This window comes from Psychrosphaera sp. B3R10 (assembly GCF_018861025.1).
Classification (GTDB): domain Bacteria; phylum Pseudomonadota; class Gammaproteobacteria; order Enterobacterales; family Alteromonadaceae; genus Psychrosphaera; species Psychrosphaera algicola.
On sequence record NZ_JAHKQH010000045.1, the window covers coordinates 64207 to 87894 of the forward strand.

The 23688-nt window shown below is 38.9% G+C and carries 28 protein-coding genes; 12 read left to right on the top strand and 16 right to left on the bottom strand.

Going from position 1 to position 23688, the window contains the following annotated elements:
* Positions 1-44: 44 nt before the first annotated feature.
* Positions 45-1247, top strand: coding sequence for an MFS transporter (locus tag KO525_RS17995; RefSeq protein WP_371744429.1), 1203 nt, complete (start codon positions 45-47; stop codon positions 1245-1247).
* Between the two features lie 63 nt (positions 1248-1310).
* Here the strand turns inward: KO525_RS17995 and KO525_RS18000 are convergent, their stop codons facing one another.
* Entirely contained in the window at positions 1311-1526 is a 216-nt protein-coding gene (locus tag KO525_RS18000) for a hypothetical protein (protein ID WP_215965226.1), read from the bottom strand.
* Between the two features lie 501 nt (positions 1527-2027).
* Between KO525_RS18000 and KO525_RS18005 the strand changes: the two genes are divergently transcribed.
* The 11 genes from KO525_RS18005 to KO525_RS18055 all read left to right on the top strand — a co-directional run bounded on the left by KO525_RS18005 (position 2028) and on the right by KO525_RS18055 (position 7788).
* Positions 2028-2705: a TIR domain-containing protein gene (locus KO525_RS18005; protein ID WP_368668258.1), complete on the top strand. Its 678-nt coding sequence runs from the start codon at positions 2028-2030 to the stop codon at positions 2703-2705.
* A 2-nt stretch (positions 2706-2707) separates the two neighbouring features.
* Positions 2708-3151 (top strand): hypothetical protein, encoded by a 444-nt coding sequence (locus KO525_RS18010; protein ID WP_215965227.1) that lies wholly within the window; start codon positions 2708-2710, stop codon positions 3149-3151.
* Between the two features lie 15 nt (positions 3152-3166).
* Entirely contained in the window at positions 3167-3715 is a 549-nt protein-coding gene (locus tag KO525_RS18015) for a toll/interleukin-1 receptor domain-containing protein (RefSeq protein ID WP_215965228.1), read from the top strand.
* 129 nt (positions 3716-3844) lie between these two features.
* A complete protein-coding gene (locus KO525_RS18020) occupies positions 3845-4321 on the top strand; it encodes a hypothetical protein (RefSeq protein ID WP_215965229.1) in 477 nt (158 codons plus the stop codon).
* A 272-nt stretch (positions 4322-4593) separates the two neighbouring features.
* Positions 4594-4749, top strand: a complete 156-nt coding sequence (locus KO525_RS18025) for a hypothetical protein (protein WP_215965230.1) — start codon at positions 4594-4596, stop codon at positions 4747-4749.
* Positions 4750-4791: 42 nt separating this feature from the next.
* A complete protein-coding gene (locus KO525_RS20030; protein WP_368668261.1) occupies positions 4792-5232 on the top strand; it encodes a DUF2971 domain-containing protein in 441 nt (146 codons plus the stop codon).
* Positions 5233-5342: 110 nt separating this feature from the next.
* Positions 5343-5792, top strand: coding sequence for a hypothetical protein (locus KO525_RS18035; protein WP_215965231.1), 450 nt, complete (start codon positions 5343-5345; stop codon positions 5790-5792).
* 76 nt (positions 5793-5868) lie between these two features.
* Positions 5869-6471: a bifunctional 2-polyprenyl-6-hydroxyphenol methylase/3-demethylubiquinol 3-O-methyltransferase UbiG gene (locus KO525_RS18040; RefSeq protein WP_215965232.1), complete on the top strand. Its 603-nt coding sequence runs from the start codon at positions 5869-5871 to the stop codon at positions 6469-6471.
* A 67-nt stretch (positions 6472-6538) separates the two neighbouring features.
* On the top strand, positions 6539-6925 hold the full coding sequence (locus KO525_RS18045) for a hypothetical protein (protein WP_215965233.1): 387 nt from the start codon (positions 6539-6541) through the stop codon (positions 6923-6925).
* Between the two features lie 142 nt (positions 6926-7067).
* On the top strand, positions 7068-7298 hold the full coding sequence (locus KO525_RS18050; RefSeq protein WP_215965234.1) for a hypothetical protein: 231 nt from the start codon (positions 7068-7070) through the stop codon (positions 7296-7298).
* A 76-nt stretch (positions 7299-7374) separates the two neighbouring features.
* A complete protein-coding gene (locus KO525_RS18055; RefSeq protein WP_252736767.1) occupies positions 7375-7788 on the top strand; it encodes a hypothetical protein in 414 nt (137 codons plus the stop codon).
* Positions 7789-7818: 30 nt separating this feature from the next.
* Here the strand turns inward: KO525_RS18055 and KO525_RS18060 are convergent, their stop codons facing one another.
* The 15 genes from KO525_RS18060 to rpe all read right to left on the bottom strand — a co-directional run bounded on the left by KO525_RS18060 (position 7819) and on the right by rpe (position 23501).
* Positions 7819-9765 carry a bifunctional diguanylate cyclase/phosphodiesterase gene (locus tag KO525_RS18060; protein WP_215965235.1) on the bottom strand — a complete coding sequence of 649 codons (1947 nt, stop codon included), beginning with the start codon at positions 9763-9765 and terminating at the stop codon, positions 7819-7821.
* On the bottom strand, positions 9762-11357 hold the full coding sequence (locus KO525_RS18065; protein ID WP_215965236.1) for a sensor domain-containing diguanylate cyclase: 1596 nt from the start codon (positions 11355-11357) through the stop codon (positions 9762-9764). Before KO525_RS18065 ends, KO525_RS18060 begins: the two co-directional genes overlap by 4 nt.
* Entirely contained in the window at positions 11350-11775 is a 426-nt protein-coding gene (locus KO525_RS18070) for a hypothetical protein (protein WP_252736768.1), read from the bottom strand. The genes KO525_RS18065 and KO525_RS18070 overlap by 8 nt, the downstream gene beginning before the upstream one ends.
* Positions 11775-13025, bottom strand: coding sequence for a hypothetical protein (locus KO525_RS18075; RefSeq protein WP_215965237.1), 1251 nt, complete (start codon positions 13023-13025; stop codon positions 11775-11777). Before KO525_RS18075 ends, KO525_RS18070 begins: the two co-directional genes overlap by 1 nt.
* A 225-nt stretch (positions 13026-13250) precedes the next feature.
* Positions 13251-13640, bottom strand: a complete 390-nt coding sequence (locus tag KO525_RS18080) for a thioesterase family protein (RefSeq protein ID WP_215965238.1) — start codon at positions 13638-13640, stop codon at positions 13251-13253.
* A 27-nt stretch (positions 13641-13667) separates the two neighbouring features.
* Positions 13668-14474, bottom strand: a complete 807-nt coding sequence (gene speD / locus KO525_RS18085) for an adenosylmethionine decarboxylase (protein ID WP_215965239.1) — start codon at positions 14472-14474, stop codon at positions 13668-13670.
* A gap of 108 nt (positions 14475-14582) precedes the next feature.
* Entirely contained in the window at positions 14583-14987 is a 405-nt protein-coding gene (locus KO525_RS18090; protein WP_215965240.1) for an OsmC family protein, read from the bottom strand.
* A gap of 47 nt (positions 14988-15034) precedes the next feature.
* The gene (locus tag KO525_RS18095; protein ID WP_215965241.1) at positions 15035-15388 is read right to left on the bottom strand and encodes a DUF3802 family protein; all 354 of its coding nucleotides are present in this window, start codon (positions 15386-15388) and stop codon (positions 15035-15037) included.
* A 241-nt stretch (positions 15389-15629) separates the two neighbouring features.
* Positions 15630-17123, bottom strand: coding sequence for a succinylglutamate-semialdehyde dehydrogenase (astD, locus tag KO525_RS18100; protein ID WP_215965242.1), 1494 nt, complete (start codon positions 17121-17123; stop codon positions 15630-15632).
* 10 nt (positions 17124-17133) lie between these two features.
* A complete protein-coding gene (gene astA, locus KO525_RS18105; protein ID WP_215965243.1) occupies positions 17134-18159 on the bottom strand; it encodes an arginine N-succinyltransferase in 1026 nt (341 codons plus the stop codon).
* Positions 18160-18222: 63 nt separating this feature from the next.
* Entirely contained in the window at positions 18223-19428 is a 1206-nt protein-coding gene (locus KO525_RS18110) for an aspartate aminotransferase family protein (protein WP_215965244.1), read from the bottom strand.
* 358 nt (positions 19429-19786) lie between these two features.
* A complete protein-coding gene (locus KO525_RS18115) occupies positions 19787-20926 on the bottom strand; it encodes an HDOD domain-containing protein (RefSeq protein ID WP_215965245.1) in 1140 nt (379 codons plus the stop codon).
* A gap of 79 nt (positions 20927-21005) precedes the next feature.
* Entirely contained in the window at positions 21006-21584 is a 579-nt protein-coding gene (locus KO525_RS18120; protein WP_215965246.1) for an aminodeoxychorismate/anthranilate synthase component II, read from the bottom strand.
* A 62-nt stretch (positions 21585-21646) separates the two neighbouring features.
* Positions 21647-22648 carry a tryptophan--tRNA ligase gene (gene trpS / locus KO525_RS18125; protein ID WP_215965247.1) on the bottom strand — a complete coding sequence of 334 codons (1002 nt, stop codon included), beginning with the start codon at positions 22646-22648 and terminating at the stop codon, positions 21647-21649.
* Between the two features lie 187 nt (positions 22649-22835).
* Entirely contained in the window at positions 22836-23501 is a 666-nt protein-coding gene (gene rpe, locus KO525_RS18130; RefSeq protein WP_215965248.1) for a ribulose-phosphate 3-epimerase, read from the bottom strand.
* Positions 23502-23688 lie beyond the last annotated feature (187 nt).

The following is a 23688-nucleotide window of genomic DNA, read 5'->3' on the forward strand; positions in this document are numbered from 1 at the left end:
CGCAACTACTCTTGATCAACATTTTGGCTCATGGGGAAACAATTTTGAAATTATCTAATCCTTTTACTGCTTTACCACAGCAGCATGTCTTTTTGTTGGCAATGGCTTTTGTTATGCCCTTTGTCTTTTCTGTTTGGGTCACACTGCTAAATAACTTTGTTGTTGAAAAAGCGGCTTTTACCGGAGCAGAAATTGGCATGTTACAGTCAATTAGAGAGATCCCGGGGTTTTTAGCCTTCACCGCGATATACGTTTTGCTATTTATTAAAGAACAAAAATTTGCCATTTTGTCGTTAGGTTTATTGTCTTTTGGTGTTGCGATTACTGGATACTTTCCGTCAGAAATTGGTCTCTATTTAACCACGTTAGTTATGTCGATTGGCTTTCACTATTATGAAACCACGCAACAAAGTTTAACGTTACAGTGGCTACCAAAAGATCAAGCGGCCCATTTTATGGGTAAAGCATTAGCTATGAAGTCTTTTGCATCGCTACTTGCATTTGGTGGTATTTGGTTGGCGATGGAGTTCTTTTCCGTTAGTTATGAGTCGACCTATTTGAGTGCCGGTGTTATTGGTGCTTGTATTGTTATTTGGTTGTTGATGCGCTTTCCAACTTTTGAACAACCACATGCTCAACACAAAAAAATTATATTGCGAAAAACCTACTGGTTGTATTACGCCTTGACGTTTTTAAGCGGTGCACGACGTCAAATATTTATGGTGTTTGCCGGTTTTATGATGGTCGACAAGTTTGGTTATAGTGTTGGTGAGATTAGTATTCTGTTTGGTATTAATTACGTTTTTAACCTGTTGTTTGCATCTAAGATTGGCAAACTTGTTGGTAAAATTGGTGAACGTAAAGCGTTAACCTTGGAGTATGTGGGACTTATTTTAGTCTTTACCGGTTACGCTTTTGTTGAGTCTTCAGAAATTGCCGCTGGTTTGTATGTCATTGACCATATGTTTTTTGCCTTAGCGATTGCGATAAAAACCTACTTACAAAAAATTGCTGACCAGCAGGATCTCGCCGCAACAGCGTCTGTTAGCTTTACGATTAATCATATTGCTGCAGTCGTTATTCCTGCTTTGTTAGGTTTGTTATGGTTACATTCCCCAACGTCGGTTTTCCTGGTCGGAACTGGCTTTGCGGTGTGCAGTTTAGTGTGTGCTTATTTTATTCCAGATAGACCGACGCAGACTCATGTGACACGTTTTATTACAACGCCAGCTGTTGTTACTGGATAACAAATTGGCTCGTAATTTCAGAAAGAAAAACGTCATTCCTTAGCTTGTAATATGAGTCGAGCCTTAGCGATATTTGGGACCTCCAACCGAGTGCAGAGGAATCACATAATTCGCTTTGCAGGCTGCGCCTTTCTTTGCCCTGCGGGCGGCTATTTCGACTGCGTCGACCTTACTTTTTTCAACAGCCAAAAAAGTAGGCAAAAAGGCCGCATCCAGCCAATATTCTTGGCTTACATTAAATTCAGTTTTGTCTAAAAGACGGGATGTAATTTCGTCCATGAAAACATCCCTTACTCGACGTCCTGTCTCATACTTTTGAAAACTGATTTAATTTCAGGAATATTGAATGGAGGAAAAAAGTCGCCTGAACTTTATGTGCAATAACGCGTTGTTTTAAAGACAAATATCCTCCCAAATAACCAGGAAAAACCGTCATCCCAAAAGAGCCTTAGCGATATTAGGGATCTCCAACCAAGTGCTGAGGAATTTCATAATTCACTTTCAATTGGCTCAAAGTAATCAGAACAAAAAACGTCATCCCCTAGCTTGTAATATGAGTCAGCCTTAGCGATATTTGGGACCTCCAACCGAGTGCAGAGGAATCACATAATTCGCCCTAAATTGGCTCATAATTTCAGAACAAAAAACGTCATTCCCTTGCTTGTAAAATTAGTTTGTAGCAAAGGTTTGTGTAATTTGATACAAATATAAATATTGTTAAAAAGAGGAAAGTTTCCTCTGATTAAACTGCTAGGTGCATAATGGAGTCTTGCATTACCTGTGAGTAAATTTAAAGAATTAAAGGCACCTAAAAAAGAACTTAAGAATAATAATGATAACGCCAAAATTGTTATACCAGCGTTAGTAGGAGCCATTGCAGGTAATTTAATATTTCCTGGTGTAGGTGGAGTGCTAGCAGGAAGTGTACTTGGCGGATTAACTGGAATATCATCAAATAACAAGGACAAAAAAATGGCAAAAGTACCTGTTTTTTATAGCTTTCATTTCGGAAATGATGTTATGAGGGTTCAACAAATTCGAAATATTGGTTCGATTGAAGGGAATGCACCAACCACGCCAAATGAATGGGAAACATTAAAACGCACAGGTAAAAAAGCTGTAGAAAATTGGATAGATCAAAACATGAAATACAAACGATGTATTATCGTTTTGATTGGTAGTGAGACAGCTAGTAGACCTTGGGTTGAACACGAAATAATTAAAGCATGGAATGATGGTAAAGCACTTTTAGGTATTCATATACATAATATTAAATGCCCGAGAAATGGTACTAGCCGTAAAGGTAAAAACCCTTTTGATCAGATTAAATTCAAAAGTGGTAAAAAAATGTCAGACTATGTTCCTTGCTATGACCCTAGCTCTATAAATGCATATGGTGAAATAGCTGAAAATATGTCTAATTGGATTAGTCACGCTATATCTAATAAGGCAAATTAAAAATGGAAGAAACCACAGTAAACATTGATCCTACGTCGCCATCTATACAAACTCATTTGAGCATATTACAAAATGTTATTCAGCGTATGGCAGTGAATAGCTCATCAAGTAAAGCATGGTGTATAACTTTGGTATCAGCAGTGCTTGTTATTGTTGCAGATAAAGGTAAACCTGAATATGCATATATTGCAATGCTACCTACTTTGGTTTTTGCTGCATTAGATGCATATTATTTAGCGTTGGAGAAAGCATTTAGAAATTCTTATAACGATTTTATCAGTAAACTTCATAGCAAAAGCCTTACAGAATCTGATTTGTATAGTGTTGCCCCCAAAGGGAACCTTTCATATTTACAATGGGAGTCTATAAAATCTTTTTCAGTTTGGGGCTTCTATTTATCCTTAGCCGTTTTAATTTTCGTAACAAAAACTATCGCTATAGGTTAATAACAAGGTAGCTGTATGATTGATTTTACTACTTTTGATGATCTTAAAAGGTTTAATGCTAATTTAACAACCAATAAGCAAGCGACTCTGAAATCTCGCTCTTCATCTAAAGGCAATAAAGATACATTTTTATCACATTCCTCAAAAGATGAAGAGTATTTACCCGCAGTTATTAACTTATTAGAAAGTCATGGTGCTTCAGTTTATTGTGATCTAGGTGATAATAGATTACCTGATAATCCGAGTCCTGAAACAGCATCTATACTGAAAAATCAAATCAAAGAAAGTCGAAAGCAAGTCGTTTTTGTTACTACAAATAGTAAAGATTCAAAGTGGGTTCCTTGGGAGTTGGGAATCGGTGATTCAAGTTTATCTACACGTAATGTCGCATTATTGCCTGCTGCTGCTAGCAGCTATGAGCAATCATGGGCTCAACAAGAATACCTCGGACTTTATAGACATATTGTATGGGGCACAATGGTTGGTGAGCCCAAACCATTATGGTTAGTATATGATTATCACACCAATACAGCGCAAAAATTACGAGACTGGTTAGCTAGGTGAATATGCACCTAACAAGGGTTTTCAAGTCGGACAAATTACAGTTGGCTTTTTGTTCGTGCCTCACTTATTTCAGCCAACTGCAATTTGCCGCTTAAAACGGCGTTATATATCTAAGAGAAACCGAACCTGATGAGCAAAAAATACTTATTAGTTTTATTTGTGGTTTTATACTCTGCTAAAATATTTGCAACTTCTACATGGACACCGCAATGGGATAGCATATCAATTTCTGCAATAGGCCCAAAAAGTGCGGGGGATATTAACATTAGTGCTAAGAGGATAGATTCCGACGAGCTTAAACTGGTAGTTAAATCCAATTATGGTGAATTTAACCTCCAAGACGATTTAAAAAAGCCTCAGATTCAGACTATAACTGTGACAAGGTATGGAGAAAGCGTAAAAAACTATACTGATTTATTTTACGTTTGTTTGTTTTTCGGTGACGAGGCCTTAGTTAATAAAGGTACACGTGAAAAACCCAGAAATGAGTGGCAACCTAATCTCGCGGTTTATACCTTTTCAAAAGGTAGTGCTAAGCTTAAGAGGTTTAAAAATACAGATAAAACATGGTTCTTTCCCGAATGCCTCCCAATAATGGGCATATAACAAAAACATTAAGAACGGACGTATAACACTTGGCTTACGGTCATTTCTCCCAAAGTATAGCCAAGCTTAGCCGCAGCTTCTTAATGAAGCGCTGAGGCCGTAGAATAACTTTTTTTTATGAAAAACGGCCCATTTTATGGGTTCCAAATGCATTACCTAGTGCGAGAAAAAGCTTAGAATTTGTTGCAGGAACACGATTTTCATCAATTTGGGCTGTTGGAGTATTTCTACAGCCTCGTTAGCATGCCATCGTTGGATTCACTGGGAAGTCTATGAAACTTTATAAGTTTAAATCTTTAGAAGGTGACGGTTTTTTGCACTCGTTAGATATGATTGTAAATCAACGAATTTTTCTTCCTCCTTGCAAATCATTAAATGACCCTCTTGAGGGCAGTTGGAGTAGCACGGAATCAAGAGTAGAACTTTAGAACAATGACTCTTTAGATATTAAAGATAAACTATACTTTTTTATTGCTTCAAAAAGAACCGTCAGCTTTACCCGTTGTTTTAAAAATGAACTTTTATGGGCACATTATGCTGGTGGCTATTCAGGCGTTTGTTTTGAGTACGACTTATCTCCAGAAGACTTCGATATCAGGGCTATCCAGTATGGTCGTCCACCATCAATTTCTATAGAACAGACAAAACAGATACTAGATGGAAAATTACAACCACAAGATCTAGGGATTTTAAATAGTAAATCTAGTTGCTGGAAGTATGAAAATGAATATAGGCTATTTCAGAATGAGTATTCTAAAGATGAATATATTTCCGCTGTACCAACACGAATAATTTTTGGAATGAGAGACCTTAAATATGATAGTGTTTTTCGGCAAATATCTATCAAGTATGACATTCAAATAACCTATTTAATGAATAACAATAATGAATTTAGTACGTTGGATTTGTAAGTGCATGCTATCAAGTTACAAAAACAGTTGGCTTTTACGCCTTTCTCTCTCATTTTAGCCAAGCTATTTTACGCCGCTAGATTCGGCATTAACCATACCTAAGGATTTGCATGAGCATTGTCACCAATATTAAGAAAACAGTCTGGGATCTTGGAGCAATTTTATTTTTTATTTGGCTTGGGTTTAAAGCCATAGGCTATGGAATGGATTTGTTAAATGTTGACGTTTCTTCAATATGTAAGCATACAGACGTAGCAGAGTTTCCTTCGCCAAACGGTAAAAAAATTGCAAAACTTGGTTATTCTGATTGTGGTGCAACAACAAATTGGCAATCAGGCTTAAACATCGTTGATGTGAAAACCGGTAAAGTATACCGAGGCTTGTTTGGGTTGGATGGAAAACCCGACAATTTAAAAGTTGTGTGGACGTCAAATACGAAAGTAGTGGTTTCTAATTTCTCAATAGAAAATTTGCTTTGGTTTAATAATGATAACTTTGCAGGTGCATGGATAGAGTTAGAGCCAAGTATGGCTAACAATCTACTCAAGCAGGACAAATAACAGTTGGTTTTTTTTCCTTCGTCGCTTATTTTAGCCAACTATAATTTCCCGTTTAATGGGGGTTAGGCAAAACCCTATGAATCCAGCACAAATAGGCAAAAACTACGACACAATTACAGATCGTTGGTCTGATGATCGATTCAATATGAAAAACGGAATCGATCAACATAAAAAAGCATTATCCTTTGTAAAGTTGAAAGGCAAGGCACTTGATGTTGGTTGCGGAAGAACTGGGAGAATAATGGATTTGCTAGCCAAAGAAGGCTTTGAGCCTGAAGGCTTAGATATCTCAGAGAAGATGATAGCGCTAGCTCGAAGCCGCAATCCAGAATGGAATTTATATCAAGAAGATATTTGCTCTTATCCGTTATCAGAAAAATATGACTTCATTACTGCTTGGGATAGCATTTGGCATATACCATTGGATAAGCAAGTTAGTGTGATTTCAAAACTGGCAAATGCGTTAAACCCCGACGGCATCATGATATTTTCATTTGGCGGGGTTAACGAACCGGGAGATCATACCGATGATACTATGGGGCCCATGATGTATTACTCATCTCTTGGAACAAATGGCTTTATACAAGTGTTTCTCGATAATGGTTGTACTATCAAACATTTAGAGTTTGATCAGTACCCAGAGTTACACACCTACTTAGTGGCGCAAAAAATTGTCTAATAAATTTGTCAACTGCTCCGCACTTCGGTTCGATGACAAGGTTTCATACATCTAAAAAGGAAGTTTCGTGTTCTGGATTAAGCGTCATTTATATTATCAAGTTAAAAGAGGTCAAGTTACGGTAACTTTTGTTGAAGGTGACAAATCAATAACTAAATCTTGTAGTGCTTTAAATCACCCAAGAACGTTAATGGGTAATTTTATGGAGATTGAAGACTGCTTCAAAAGCATTGCTAAGGAATTAGCTCCTCGACGTTTCTTACTGCAAGACCCTACAGCGGTTGTTCACTTGTTAGAGCCAGTTGAAGGTGGTTACACAAACGTAGAAATCAGAGCTTTTAAAGAGGCTGCATTTGGCGCTGGTGCGCGCGAAATATTTATGCCTAACTGCAATTCTAAGTTATCTAAGTCACAAATTTTAAATCGAGAGTTTATGGAGTGGGACGGCGTATAAATCACAAAACTCGGACACTAAACAGTTCGCCTTTGTTCTTTTGCTCCTTTGTTTCTCACACTAACTAATGTTGTTTTGTCTATTTTCGAGACACTTTAATTTAAAAGATGGCTCGTGTTAAAAATGTCAATTTGGGAAAATCATGTCAAATGTAATGGATAAAATTGAAACTCAAGAAAAGAACTACGATTTTAAGCTGGTTATGATCTTAGCGTTCTTGTTGGTCGCTATGTCTTTTTTTGCGGTAGGTTTTTTATATGCACAGGCACCGGGTTTTGAGCTGTTAATTAAGTTGTTGGCTGTATTTGGCGGTATTAATATTTGGTTGCTCTACTATTTATGTAAAAAATTTAACGGCGTAGTAAATATTTAATCTCTGCTGTTTGTTTGTTATAAAAACAAAATCTTAGGTAATGTAGTGCTCTTTAGAATACTTGAGGAATAGGACTATGTTTAACCGACAACAGTCTGGCCGAAAACGGTCTTACCAAGTCAGGAAAACGGGCGTGAAGGATGAAAACATCGATCGCCAGATCACCGTCATCCATAGTGCCATTGCGTTAAAGTTGGTAAGTGCCAACTTAAAAGGGAATGACGCGTACATTAAACAAGTACTTGCTGTCCTTGAACAACGTCGTGACGAAGGTCGAATGGGATATGGGGCTTTTCTAACGTGGTGGTCAATTATGGAATTGATTGATCAACCCGATGTGTTTGTCGCTGCAATTGTAGAAGATTCACCGCGTATGCGTAAGCTCAGACGCAGAACACCTTTTGTTGGTATCCTTACCGAAGAAGAACGGCAAAATGCGTTAGAACAAGACTCACTTGGTAATTTACCCGATTTAAAAACACTTTATTAGCCTGCCACTCAGTTGCTTTGCTAAGCGTTATTAGTTTGCCTGTCTTATCGGTGTAACGTTGCCGTTCCCTTGAGCCTTGTAATTAATTAAAAATTGAATGAACTCTTGCTGCGGAATGGGCTTTGACCAGTAAAAGCCTTGGCCGTATGTGCAACCAAGTTCTTTTAACAATAAGCTGGTTTGTTTGTTCTCGATGCCCTCAGCAACATTTTCTATGTCTAAACTCTTACTCATTTGCAGTATCGCATTAACTAAGTGTTTATTAAGGGGTGAGTCCATGATGTCGAGTACAAAAGACATATCTATCTTTAAAGTCGATGCGTTAAACTGACTTATATAACTTAGGTTCGAATAACCTGTACCGAAGTCGTCAATAGCAATTGAAGCACCTCGTTTGGTAATGGTATGTAATTGATCTTTAACGGAGTCTGTATCGTCAAAGACAATGGATTCGGTGATTTCTAATTCCAAAAATCGTGGTGCTAATTCACTTTTATTTAGGGCTAAATGAACAATATTAGGTAAGTTTCCACGGCGGAACTGGTACGGTGAAATATTCACTGAAACTTGAATTTGCTGGGCTGTTTTTGAGTGCCACTCTTTACAATCACGACAAGCCTGCATTAAAACTTGCTTACCTATTGGTGATATTAGCCCAGAGGATTCGGCAATAGGGATAAAGTCATTTGGTGTAATAAACTCACCGGTTTTAGTTTTCCATCTCAGCAGTGCTTCTGCACCAACGATTTCATTAGACTCCAAATGAATTTTAGGCTGGTAGTAAAGCTCAAATTCTTCGTTTTCTATGGCGCTTTTGAGGGCGTGAGAAAGATGACTGCGCTTTTTCAACTGGCTTTCCATTTCCATTTCAAAAAAGTTAAATTCTCGACTTTCAAGCGAATGGGCATGGGATAAAGCAATTAGCGAGCGGGTGCGCAGGATCTCATAACTTTTGCCGTCAAATGGGAACAGGGCGATGCCAATTGAATTTTGAATTTCAAGTTCATTGTCATCGATTAAAATCGGTTGGCGATTAATCGATACAATGTCTTGAACAAACTGAGAGATCTCGTCGTATCCGTTTGCTTCTAATAAAAATGAAAATTCGTTGCCAGAAAGATGAAATAGACTGGCTTTTTTACCGACTAAAATCTGAAGTCGCTCTGATAAAGCTTGTATATACTTATTGCCTACTTCATAACCTAAAGTTGAATTTATCCACTTTAGGTTTTTTTGGTCAATGGTTATTAACGCGATTAACGTGGGGCCATTAGTATTTTTTTCGATAGCGGCATTAGTTTTGACCGCAAAAATGTGTTCATTAGGTAAATTTGTTAGGGGGTTTAAATCAAATGCGACCTTAGCCTTTGCCTGCGCTTCTTGGGTTTTTTCGTTTTCGGTGACAAGGCGAGTAATTAATTTTAGATTCTCGTTGGTCAAAAATCTCAAAGAAATGGTATAGAAAAATAAAACCAGTGCGAGGTTGTTGGCTTTTGCCCAGATGGAATTATCAGTAACGGAAATTGCGTCAATAACCCCTAGCTCAGTCACCCAAGCTAATCCGTACAATGAACACACCATATAAGCCAATAGGCTAAATAGTAATATTGAGCCACTTAACAGCGAAGTACCAATTAGAATACAGGGATAGATGAGGATTGCGGTGTCGTATAATCCATCGTTTTTCCAACAAAAATAAGACGCTAAAATGACTAATGTCCACATGAGTAAACTGACAATTTCGTTAGTCGTATCGTCGCTCAGAAATTTGTAGAAAAAGCCCATTAAAATGAGTGTACTGGCGTGTTCGTAGAGGTTACTCATGTTCAAAAATATTGAATCGTTAATCAATACAATTGTCACTACGACCATTAAAACGATTAATAGTTGGCGGGTACGGTTTGTTTTATTTTGAAGTTGAAAACGTTCGGAATTCGATATTGGATTTCCTTTTACAATGACGTTCTCATCAATCATTTTACGCCTCCGGAACTGTCCTGGTCGAAAGCAAATTTAATGTATTCACTTGGCGCAGTTTGTTTATTTCTTTTGGCTCGGTACATCGCTTGGTCAGCTAACTTCACTAACGACTTAAGATCGGTATGGTCGTCAGGATAAAAGGTTACGCCCATACTTGATCCAACGGCAACTTGCATGTCTTGATTATTAAGGTAATAGGGTTTGGCAATTTTATCGTATATTTTTTCTGACAATTTCACTAAGTCTTCTTTACTGATACCCGGTAAAACCACGACAAACTCATCTCCACCCCATCGACATGCAATGTCACGCTTACGTAAACTTATCAATAATTGTTTTGCAACATGGCGCAGTATTTCATCCCCTGCGTCATGACCATAGATGTCATTAACTTGTTTAAAGCCATTTAAGTCTAGCAAGATAAAGGCAAATGGTATTTGATCGGCAATGAGTTGCTTGATTTGAACTTCTGCGCCATGGCGGTTAAGTATATTAGTAAGTTGATCGTAGTCGGCAAGTTCACTGAGTTTTTCAAGCTGTTTTCGACGTTTTGAAATATCATGTAGCGTTAATTGGTAATACTCTTTTAAGTCTTCGGAGACAATTGTTGTGACAACGATTTGTACCCAAACGGTATCGCTTGAAGGGTCTTCAGAAACAAGTTTAAATTCGCCGGTGGCGATTTCATCACTTGATATCGCGAGTTCAACTACATCTTTTAGTTGTTCGCGGTCGACAAATATTTCTTCTAACAAAACCCCAAAGTTCTTTTTAAAATGTTTACCAAGTTTACTTAACAACACTTCAAATGCTTTGTTAAACAATATGATATTGCCCGACGGTTCGGTCAAAATTATTGGTGAAATCGAGTTTTCGAATAACATTCGGAATCGTTTTTCGAGAAATTCAATGTCTTGCCTTAGTTTGGTTTCTTCTTGAAATGAGTTATATGCTTTATCAAGTAGGAAATTGACGTCGTCGACGAGTACTCCTATTTCACTGCTGGTATGAAAAACAGGGTAACTTAACCTATCCTCTGTACCGGGCTTCACCTTACCTAGTGCGCTTCCTACAGAAAGGATTGGTTTAGTGATTAAGACATAGGCAATAAAGATTGTAATTAACGTAACAAATATCGCCTGAGTTACTAGGGCGGTGGCATTGTTCTGACCGATTTGTTGTGCGTGTTGCTGAATGTATTTTTCGTCGTGGTAAAGAATAAGTTTGCCGACGGTGTCTTCTTTTATAAATGGCGATGGGATATCAAATTCACTTTTGGCGTTATCCGATTGCGCAAGAACCCCATCAATTAATTTCAAATTACTCGTTTTAAATTCGGCCGCAAGAACAACATTGTTGCTCACTAACCCTTTTAGTACGTCGTTGGCCATTTCAGTGTCTTCGAGGTAAGCCGCCACAGATGCGGTAGCTGAAACGGTTGAATACAACTGGCTAATTTCGTTTTTAGTATCTTGAACAGTATCTAAGTAGGTGATCCGATAAAAAATTTGGGCCGAGAGAAAGCCTATTGCTAATGCAGCAAATATGATGATTAAGGCGAGACGAATTAATAATCCACTTTTATTCAAATCGATATACCACTTTCATGTTTTCCGTTACATAACTGGATTCTATATAGGCTATCGCATTTTTATTGTTTGCAATATAGTCCTGAATAAATTCCATTGAATTATATCCAATCGGCGGCGTAGCTTTGCCAGTAAAGCGCACTCTCGACCAATAAGAGTTAATTTGTGATAGGTTTTTATTGACCAAAGTATAATAAAATTTATGTCGCATTGCGCTTGGGCCATCAATTGGTTGCGCTTTTTCACCATTGGGAAATGCGACATATTTTCCCATATATAAATCGATTAGTTGTCGTTTGCTTAGTTGTTCCGTCGGGTTGTCAGTATTTACCACAACAACGAGCGATTGTTCCAACGCGTTGCTATTAAACACCGTTAACATGACGAGTAATTTGAAACTTCTAAGCAGTAATTTCATCAGAATATAAAACTCAGATTAAGAAACAAAGCGTGAACAATATGATCTTTGTCTAGAGATTTATCAGGGTTGTTGAGCCATAACGTATCGCCGCCTTGGTCAACATCAGTTCGGTCTAACTGCAGTTTTAACGCCATACTGTCGCTGATATCCCATCGGCCACCAATAGACACAGTACGCTGACTCGACGCATAATAATTTGCTACAGACTCAGTACCTTCTCTTAAAAGGCTCAGTTGATAAAATGCCTGGGCAGGTAATGATTTTAATTGAAGGCCTGTGTCTCCATCTTCTGAAAAACTGTATCGCCCTGAATTAGTAAATCCTAGGCTGGTAAATATCTGAAAGTTATCAATTCTATAGGTTGCAGAGAAGTAACCACTCGACAAATCCGCTATCGCTCTTTCTTGACTGGAAACTTCAGCGAGTTCACCATAAAAAGTCAGGTTGTCTAAATCGTACCGACCACCAATGGATACATAATCTGCAACAGCATCTTTTAGTTCAAATTGAGTGGCAAAGCGTTCTACGTCAGGCCAATAAGGTTCTAGTGTTTTTAAGCCGTTAATCAACTCCATTGTGCCTATTGGGTTTTCATCAAAATGTCCCCGACTAAATTTTGTCGATACCATCCAATTAAAACTCTGCAGTTCAAAAGAGAAACCAGTGATATTGGCAATCTCAATTAAGTCCGCATACTGCAAACTACCGATATTCGAACGTGAAGAACCTGTGTATATTTTTGATAAAAAGCTAAAATCATCAAGCGGTAGAGTATAAGAAACATCAACACCATCAACAAAGTAGAAAGGAATAATGCCGTAGACTTCATTTGGGGCTTTTGCCCAGGGGAATGCATAGTCTACTTCTCTATACTCTGTAATCAAAAAGGTGTCTAAAGGAACTCGGCCTAATCGAATGTCTAAATTTGCTGTTGGTTTGTAACGTAAAAACGCTAATCTAAAATAATCTGATAACGCTTCTTGTTTGTTTTCCTGCAATAATACTTGTACAACAGCATCAAAGTCACTGTCACCTTGCCATTCAAGTTGTAAGCCTAGTTTTGAGTTTGTTCTGAAATCGAGGTCGCCGGAGAACTTGCCAAAAGCCTGAGAAGTGTTATTGCGATATGCGAGGTAATCTGAATCACTCGCAACAATGCCTAAGTTCCCAAAGCCGCTAAATCTTACATTAGCGTTGGCTAAAGAGGGGAAGCTTAAAATAAATAAAATGATCAAAGCTTTTGTCACAGAAAGTCCATTCATTTGTGCTAGTTAATCTTTTAATTTAAAACAGTAAGACTGTGAATTAGTCGTTTAATCAAAGCGCTTACTTTTATCGAATTTTACTTTTTTAATCTTTTATTGCGACTGTTTTGTTTGGATGCCAAATTTAATTACCTGAGTATAGCGCTAATAAATTCTAAAGTGTCGATTCAATTGTATTATTTTGTCGCAAAAAGACGATTATTTCGACTATCTGATGTGTTTTTTGAGTGAATATTGCTCACTTTCAGAAATGGCGCAGGATTGGTTAGTGCCATAGTCAAATTTGACGAGCACACATTCACCAAACGCGACTTTTTGGTCTTGCTGCCAAACTTCCTGTAGTAAAGTAAGCGAGGAATTTCCTATTCTTTTTACAAAGGTCCTAATTTCGACATTAGCGTTATACGACATTTGCGCTACATAATTGACTTCAATCTTGGCTAAGATCAAGTTCCACTTTGTCAAATTTTGGGTCGGATTGAAAATTTCAAACACCGGCACCCGGGCGGTTTCAAACCAAACAGGGACAACAGTGTTATTGATATGACCTAACGCATCGGTTTCTGAAAATCGAGGTTGTAGACTAATTGTTAACATAATTGCCCTAATGAGTTAGAAACACACCTAGTCAGGCATGTTTCTACCGTAGAAAATTTCCTGCATTTCTTTTCGCAGTTTTAGTCGGATTTCATCTTCTTCGTCTTTTTCCAAATCAGCTTTAGTGATCCCAAACAAATAGTTGTTCAGATCATTATCTTTGATCATCATTTTGGTGTGGAACATATTTTCCTGATACACATTCACGTCGATCATTTCATAAAGCTCTAAAATGTCATCACCGATGAAGTTTTGGATAGAGTTTATATTGTGATCAATATAGTGTTTTCGGCCGTCGGTATCTCGTGTAAACCCGCGTACACGATAATCTAACGTAACAATGTCTGATTCTAACGCATGGATTAAGTAGTTTAACGCTTTAAGTGGTGAAATGACCCCACAAGTAGACACTTCAATATCGGCTCGAAATGTACAAATACCATCGTGTGGATGAATCTCAGGGTAGGTATGAACACAGATATGACTTTTATCTAAGTGCGCAGCAATTACCTCTGGTACATCTGGAACCGGACCCGGTGTTTCAGTTTGGTCGACTTCGTCAGGCGATTTTATTTCTTCTTCGCTTACTAAAATCGTTACTGAAGCACCTTGTGGTTCATAGTCTTGGCGCGCAATGTTTAAGATGTTTGCACCAATAATGTCGCAAACTTCGGTCAAAATATCGGTCAAACGGTCTGCATTGTATTGTTCATCGATATACTCGATATATTCTTTACGTTGCAATTCTGTTTTTGCATAACACACGTCATATATGCAAAACCCTAGGCTTTTGGTTAGGTTATTAAAGCCGTGTAGTTTAATTTTACTGTTCAACGCAGCACCCTCTTAAAAATTTTGCGTATGATAATGGTGTTTTACTATTTTAGACAATAATTTTTAAAGTAGTTAATCGCCCGCCCTTATATCAAAAAGTGTTGAGGACTAAGCGGCTTTAATTTCAAAACTGTGGGTTATGGTTGCTGTGTTTTCTAACATTTTGGCAACAGAGCAATATTTTTCTGCAGATAAGCTAACGGCACGTTCAACATGTTTTGCCTGAATGTCATGTCCGGTAACGACAAAATTCAAATGAATAGAAGTGAAAACTTTAGGAATACTGTCGGCGCGTTCGCCACTAAGTTCGACTTCGACATCCACAATTTTTTGACGTGCTTTTTCTAAGATACCCACAACGTCAATAGCACTGCAGGTTCCTGCGGACATTAGTACCATTTCCATTGGCGTGGGGGCGCCACCTTCTCGATCGCCATCCATAACAATTTTGTGGCCAGTTTCTGAGTGGCCTACAAATGTCATCGCGTCTAACCATTTTACCGTTGCTTTCATTTTATTTACTTCTTTGATTTGTTAATAGGGGTGGTTAATTGAAAAACCTAATCGAGCAGGTTGGCAATTGCTGTATCAAATACATTTTTAATTAGCCCAACAAACTCTTCGAGAAACTCTTTTTGCTCATCTGTTGCTTTTTGACCCCAAAAAACACCAAGAACTTGCTGAATGTCATACACAATACCATCAACTTCTCGAACAATTATCGAGCGGTGGTTTGTTTCAAGTTCGTCGTGTTGCGTACAAAGAATGATAATCTGGTTGCCAATTTCCTGTTCGACGAGGTCTTCAATTATTTTATTGCTCGACTGTTCAGAAGCCGTACCGTGGCGAAACACATCTAAGTTGGATGTCAGATAATCGATTAATTCTACGTAAGCGGGTTTGTCGATAACCATTTTGCCCTCATCACATTTAATATTTGGTTAGGTAACGCTTGTTGAAAGTCGGTTTCAATATGCGCTTTGTTAATGTGCCTTAATTTAACTCTTAATTGGTCAGTATTCAAAATTAGTTGCGGTTATTAGTGTATTTTTGAAGCTGATCAACGGCAATGTTATTTTTCACTAAAAACGCGCTAAGTAATGGGCCAAAAAAAACCTCTTATAACTAAGAGGTTTTTCTAATAGGTTGTTTAGATTAGATCGTAATACCTGGGCTTAATGTGGCGGGTAATTCGACTTTATCTAGTTCAACAGAGGCGACTGGGTAAGCACAGTAGTCAGCCGCGTAATAAGCGCTTGCACGGTGATTACCACTTTGGCCTACACCACCAAACGGCGCTGCACTGCTCGCGCCAGTAATTGGTCTATTCCAGTTAACGATACCGGCTCTAATACGACTTAGGAAACGTTGGTATAAATGTTCATTGTCACTAAGTAAGCCAGCAGATAGGCCGTATGTTGTATTGTTTGCAATCTCGATTGCTTGATCAAAATCTGAGAAACGGAAGACTTTCAGTAAAGGACCAAAGTGTTCAACATCTGGGAAGTTTGCGATATTAGTACATTCAATAATCCCAGGAGAAACAAATCCGGTTTCTTCTTTTAAGTGAGTTAACTCAACTAAAATTTCGCCGCCAAGTTCAACTAATTGATTTTGAGCTTCAACCATGCCTTCTGCAGCTTGCACCGATATCATCGATCCCATAAATGGTGTTTCATTGCCTTCTACGAGAGAATCGCCAACAACTATCGCTTTTGTCGCGTCAATTAATTTGGCTAATATCGCATCACCTTCAGGGCCTTCAGGTAACAATAGTTTTCTGGCACACGTACAGCGTTGACCGCTAGAAATGAATGCCGACTGAATTATATCGTGCACAACGGCTTCTGTGTTTTCAGCTTCCGTTACGATTAGTGGGTTATTGCCACCCATTTCTAATGCCAGAATTTTACCTGGTTGTGCAGCATATTGTTGATGCAATACGTGACCGGTATTTGAACTACCTGTAAAAAACAGTCCGTCAATTTGCGGATGACTTGCTAGTGCTTTACCGGTTTCAACTTCACCTTGTACAAGGTTTAGTACGCCGTTTGGTAATCCTGCTTTTTGCCATAGCTCTACCATGATCTGAGCAACCATTGGTGTCAGTTCACTTGGTTTAAACACAATCGTATTACCGGCGATTAACGCAGGAACTATGTGTCCATTTGGTAAATGTCCTGGGAAATTGTAAGGGCCATAAACCGCTACTACGCCGTGTGGACGGTGACGTAATATGGCTTTGCCCTGTGGCATTGGGTTTTCTTTTGTGCCAGTACGTTCAAAGTACGCTTTTTCAGAAATTGCGACTTTGCCAATCATCGCGCCTACTTCAGTTTTTGTTTCCCAAAGTGGTTTGCCAGTTTCCATTGCAATAGCGTAGGCGATTTTATCTTTGTATTCACCAAGCAGTTCAGCGAAACGTTTAACGATTTCAAGACGCGCTTCAACTGTTAGATCAGCCCAAGGATAAAATGCCGCTCTAGCAGCAACAACCGCACTATTTACCTGCGCTGGGGAAGCGCTTTGGGCAGCCCAAATTGGCTCATCTGTTGCTGGATTTAAAGACTCAAATGCTTCGCCTTCGCCCGCTAGCCATTGGCCGTTAATAAATTGTCCGTTGATAAACAGATTTTCACTTTTAGTCATAATATTTACTCTATATCAGTTTTGACGCACGGACCTTGTCACCGGCCGCCACGTGTAAATTAGCGGCGACTTTAGCCGGCAACTGGATCACTAAATTTTTATGATCTAACGTTGTTTTTAACGCTGTTGCTCTAAAGTTTTTGACCGCTAGGTTAGCGACAATTATAAATTCAGTGCCGCTTGCTTGTTCAGATATTTCGACCGTGTAGTTGTCACTATCACGAACGGTTCTAATTTGACTCACGTCAGCTTCAACCGTAGGCCCAGCATCAAAGATATCGACGTAACGTTTCCAGCTGAAACCTTCAGACTTTAATAATCGAAGTGCTGGTTGGGTTTTATTGTGTACTTTACCGATGACTTTTTGTGCTTCTTTCGATAGCAAGTTTACATACACAGGGTATTTAGGCATAAGTTCTGCGATAAAGACTTTTTGACCTATACCTGTTAAGTAATCGGCGGTAGGAAAATCGATAGAGAAAAAATGATCTTCTAACCATTGCCAAAAAGGTGATTTGCCATCGTCGTCAGAAACCCCGCGCATTTCGGCAATTACTGTATTGGCGAAACGACGTCTGTGTTCGGCAATAAATAAAAATCTAAACTTACTTAATGCGCGACCATTAATGCTTTTCCGATGGTCATCGCGAAGAAACAGCGTGCATAACTCAGTTGCGCCAGTGTAATCATTACACAGCGTTAAAATTTCGGCTGATTTATAAATGTTTAATTCGCGACTGTTATGAACCACTTTACTTAAATGGTAGTGATAAAAAGCGTCGTCGAGTCCAACCGCACCTTCTATTCCGCTGGTTCCCATGATCGCGCCAGTTTCGACGTCTTCCATAACAAACAAGTAGCCTTGTTCGGTTGGGATCTCTGATTCATCAGAGTTAAAAGCGGTTTCCGCGCGTTGAATTTTAGAGGCCAGTAATTCACCATTAACAGGTAATGATGTAAATCCATGGCCAGACTCTTCCGCGATTTTGAGCAACTCAGAATAGTCATTTTTTTCAATTGGACGAATTACAAACATGCGTCATCCTCTTTAACAAAGGCACCAGTTGGTGCCTTTAAGATAGGTATAATTTGTGTGATATTAAGCGTTTACGATTGCTGCGACAGCTTTTTCAAATCGTTCTAAACCGGCTTCTATGTCAGCTAATGGAATGACAAGAGATGGTGCAAAACGAATAACACTGGCGCCAGCAACAAGTGTCATAAGACCTTGTTCCATAGAGGCATTCAAAAAGTCTTTAGCGCGGCCTGTATATGTTTCGTTTAATTCAGCACCAACCAATAAACCAAGACCACGAATATCACTAAAAACATTGTGCTTGGCATTAATTTCAGCAAGCTTTGTTTTAAACAAGGCTTCTCTTTGTGCAACACCGGATAGCACCTCAGGTGTATTTACGGTATCAAATGCAGCTTCAGCAACGGCACAAGCGAGCGGGTTACCACCATAGGTTGAACCGTGTGTACCCACTTTCAGATGTTTTGCAATGTCTGTCGTCGTTAACATGGCACCAATTGGGAAACCGCCACCAAGTGCTTTTGCGGTTGTCAGAATATCAGGTGTAACACCCAGGCCCATGTAGGCATATAAATGACCAGTACGGCCAACGCCAGATTGCACTTCGTCGAAGATCATCAATGCATTGTGTTTATCACATAGTGCACGAACGCCTTTGATAAACTCATCAGTAGGGGCAATTATTCCGCCTTCACCTTGAATCGGTTCTAGCATTACGGCACATGTATTGTCAGAAATTAATGCTTCTAAGCTGGCAAGGTCGTTGTATATCGCATGTTCGATTGCACCAGGTTTTGGCCCAAAGCCATCAGAATAAGCTGCTTGGCCGCCAACCGTTACCGTGAAGAATGTTCTACCGTGGAAACCTTGCTTGAATGAAATGATTTGTGATTTTTGCTCACCAAAGTTTTCCAGAGCCCAACGACGAGCAAGTTTTAACGCCGCTTCATTTGCTTCTGCACCAGAGTTGGCGAAATATACTTTGTCAGCGAATGTGGCATCAACCAATTTTTTGGCTAAACGTAAAGCCGGTTCGTTGGTCATAACATTGCTCAAATGCCATATTTTTTGGCCTTGCTCATTTAGCGCTTCTACTAATGCTGGATGGCAATGACCTAAACAGTTAACAGCAATGCCACCGGCGAAATCGATGTACTCATTGTCTTTTTGGTCCCAAACTCGCGACCCTTTTCCTCGAACTGGGATCACAGCAGAAGGTGCGTAGTTCGGTACCATTACATCATCAAAAATATCGCGGGTAATATTCATTGTCGCCAACCTCAATTAAAACAGTAGACTAGTAAATTTAGTCTAATTAGTAGGAATATGAATCGATTATTGCAGAATTTTTTTGATATGTCTTGCCATCAAAATCGTGGCAACGCCTTTAAAATCAAGCAATAAACGAATATATAAAGAAAAAGTGAATAATTACCCACAAGTCGAAGTTTGCCAATAATTAAATACGTATAAACTATTCCCTTATGTATTCACGGACTGGATTTATAGCGCAAATTGGATCCACTTAATAATATGCAAAATGTCGGTTGCATAGAATGTCAGAAAAAAAAGTACAAATAATTTTCACGGGATCTTATTTTCTGACTGAAAACGACGAATAAAGGACTTATTCTTGCGGTCGAATGTCAATCTTGAGCAAATCAACTTTATTTAAAATGGTAATAATGTCGTTATTGATATTTGCTTGAGTCAAAAAAACCTTAGCGTCATCTAACTCAATTAGTCGCGATTTTTGCAGCATTTTGTACTGCACAAATGTTTGTGATTGTTTTAATAGCCGGGTCATTGGACTTGATTGTTTAAACGGTACGTTCTCTCGTAACTCTTCCATTGTTGGCAGTATTGGCGCAAATTTGAGTCCAAGTCGTTCAATAACATGATGGGAAACTGTGGGGGTAAATCGTCGTAAAGCTTCACTAACAAAGCTATTATCTAGCGTTAATGTGTCGACTAATTTGACAATGTCTTTGCGATTGGCTTTGGTTAACGCTTTCATTTGTATTACCCGCACTGTATCAAAGGCACGTAAATAGAGTCGAAGCGACATAGACATACCTATGCCATGGAGCAGCCCTAACAAAAATGCGACGGATTCATCTATTTTGTAGTATTTAGCCAAAGTGCGGGCACAATTGGCCGTTGCGATAGAATATTGCCAAAACTTTTCTTTAAAATCGTTATAAGGCTCTGTGCTGTGTGGCAGCCAATTTTTACCAATGTAACTTAATAGCGCAAACCTGACATTATCAACACCAATATATCTCACGGCTAAGCCAATTTTATCCACATGCGCCTTGTTTGAGTTTTCTGCTCGGAAGGGCGGGTTATTTACCATTTTTAAAATGTCACGAGTTAAGAATGTGACTTTTGATATTAAGGTATCCAACTGCGTCGCCGTCGTGGCCCTTTTTACGCAGGCGTCTAAAACATCAGGGATATTTGGGTCAATAGTTAATATTTGGGAGAATAAATAGTTCTTATCATTTGAGTATACGTCTAAATATTCGAATAGGGCTTCGTGGAAGTATTCGTTCACATATTCTTTGAATTCTGTTTCAGTGGCTTGTTGTTTCACCTTACGTTCAAGCGCTTTCTCTTCAATGTGCAGTAACTCACGAGCAGTACCCAATTGTTTTCTGTCGGCATAAACACCCAAACGGGTTAAAGCGATTTTTTCTGACAACATAAGATCAAAAAATCGAGACTGGATAAATGATGTGGTTTTTTCCTGCTGCGATACGCTCATAACTTTACTGCTGCCCTGACTGTTACACTGACTGTTACACTATGATTTAAGGTTGTTTTTTTGCAATTTAGTATTGTAGCTAGAATTTCAAAAAATTGTCTAGAATTAACATACCTTGATGCGTTAACACAGATTCAGGATGAAATTGTACCCCAGCAACGGGATAATCTTTTAACTGCAACGCCATCAATTCATCTTTTACATTATTTTTTTCCAATCCCCAAGCGGTAGGCTGGATAAAGTCCGGTAGCGTATTATGATCAACAATCAGTGAGTGATATCGTGTTACTTGTAATGGATTTTCTGCACGACTAAACAAGCCATTTTCTGAATGCGTAATTAAGCTGGTTTTACCATGCATTACTTTTTTAGCTTTAATGACGTCTGCTCCAAAAGCCTGCGCTATGCTTTGGTGACCTAAGCAAACCCCAAAAATAGGCGTGGTTTGATAAAACTGCTTTATGATCTCAAGTGACAAACCTGCTTCATTCGGAGAGCAGGGGCCTGGCGAAATTACTATATGTTCGGGATTTAATGACTTTATTGCAGCGATAGAAAGTTCGTCGTTGCGAACCACTTTTACGTCTTGATCTAGCGATTGAAAATATTGCACTAACGTATACGTAAAAGAGTCGTAGTTATCTATCATTAACAACATAGAGGAATGCTCGCTGAGGAAAATAAGGCGGCGAGGCTAATTGCCTTTGCCGCCTTTAATCTTTATGGACGCGGGATAAAACCGATTGCATCGTAAACTGCTGTGAGTGTTTTCTCAGCTTTAACAGATGCTTTGTCTGCCCCTTTTTTCATTATGTCGTTCAATAAAGTTTGGTCGCCTCGGATTTCTTTAAATCGCGCTTGAATTGGCTCTAACATTGAAACAACTGCGTCGGCGGTATCTTTTTTCAAGTGCCCATACATTTTGTCTTCATATTGAGGTACTAAATCTGCTATTGACTGATTAGTTGCAACGCTTAACAAGGTTAAGAGATTTGAAACGCCAGGTTTCTCAGCGGTGTCAAAATAGATACGGGCTTGCTCGTCAGAATCAGTAACCGATTTTTTGAGCTTTTTCTCAATTTTCTTAGGTTCATCTAGCAACATGATGTAGCCATTTGGGTTGTCATCGGACTTCGACATTTTTTTCGTCGGGTCTTGTAGACTCATTACACGTGCACCAAACTCTGGGATATACGGTTCTGGAACGGTAAATACGTCGCCATAAACATTGTTGAATCGCGTTGCGATATCGCGAGTCAGTTCCAAATGTTGCTTTTGGTCTTCACCTACAGGCACTTTGTCAGCCTGATATAACAAGATGTCAGCTGCTTGTAAAACAGGATAGCTAAACAAACCAACATTGATATTGTTGTTATGTTTTGACGACTTGTCTTTAAACTGAGTCATGCGATTTAACTCACCCATTTGGGCGTAACAATTTAGTACCCAAGCAAGTTGTGCATGTTCTTTTACATGTGATTGCACAAATAACGAAGAACGATCTGGGTCAATTCCGCAGGCAGCGTACAAGGCAATACCGTCTAAGACACGACTTTTCAGTACGTCTGGTTCTTGGCGAATAGTAATCGCGTGCATATCAACCAGCATAAAATAACAATCATGATCGTTTTGTAACGTACGCCATTGGTTGATTGCGCCGATATAGTTACCTATTGTCATACCGCCCGTTGGCTGGATACCGCTTAAAACTGATTGTGTCATAACTGTCCTGTCAGAGTAAAAGTGTCGAAACTTGCTGGAAGCCGCTATTGTAGCGGCTATTTTTATTGGTGCAATCGACTTAGGCTGATTTTTACAATAATTACCCACTTAGGTAATCGACTATCTTTAAAGTGTAAAGTTGACCGTCAGATTGTCTTTGCAAATTTTGGGCATGGTTAATTTTAAATTAGTTAACCTGCGCTAAAGTCTGTTTAATTGTGGCTGCCCGATCTTCACTTGCAAATATCGCCGAGCCCATGACAAAAGTATCTGCCCCTGCATCGAAGATTTGCTTAATGTTGTCTGGCTTAACGCCGCCATCAACAGACAGCCTGATATCTAAATTATGTTCGTCAATCAAACGACGCACCGCACGGATTTTATCTAGTGTTTTTGGAATAAAGCTTTGCCCACCAAATCCTGGATTAACCGACATAATTAGGATGATGTCGAGATCCTCCAATACATCTTTAATCAAATTAATTGGGGTTGCAGGGTTTAATACAAGGCCAACTTTACACCCTAACTCTTTTACAAGGTGAACCGAGCGATGAAGATGTTTTGTTGCCTCTGGATGAAAACTAATATAATCGGCACCTGCAGCGGCAAACGATTTAATCATCTCATCAACAGGTTCAACCATAAGATGCACATCGATTGGGGCTGTAATACCGTAGTCTTTTAACGCTTTACATATCATTGGACCGAATGTCAGGTTTGGAACGTAATGATTATCCATCACATCAAAATGCACCCATTGGCAACCGGCTGTAAGCACTTCATCAACCTCAGCACCAAGTTTGGCAAAATCGGCTGACAAAATAGATGGGGCAATAACCGCTGAATTTTTCATATATATCTCTTAATAACTGATAAAACCGCCCTTAAATGGTGAATTTGTTCGCACCATAATAGGGATATAATCGCTTTTTTTTAAATGAGTATAAAAAATACTCAATAAAAACAATGTGTTAAAAGTTGGCTTGGTAGTTGAATTAACCTAGTAAACCACAAATCAATAATAATTATATTTATAAAAT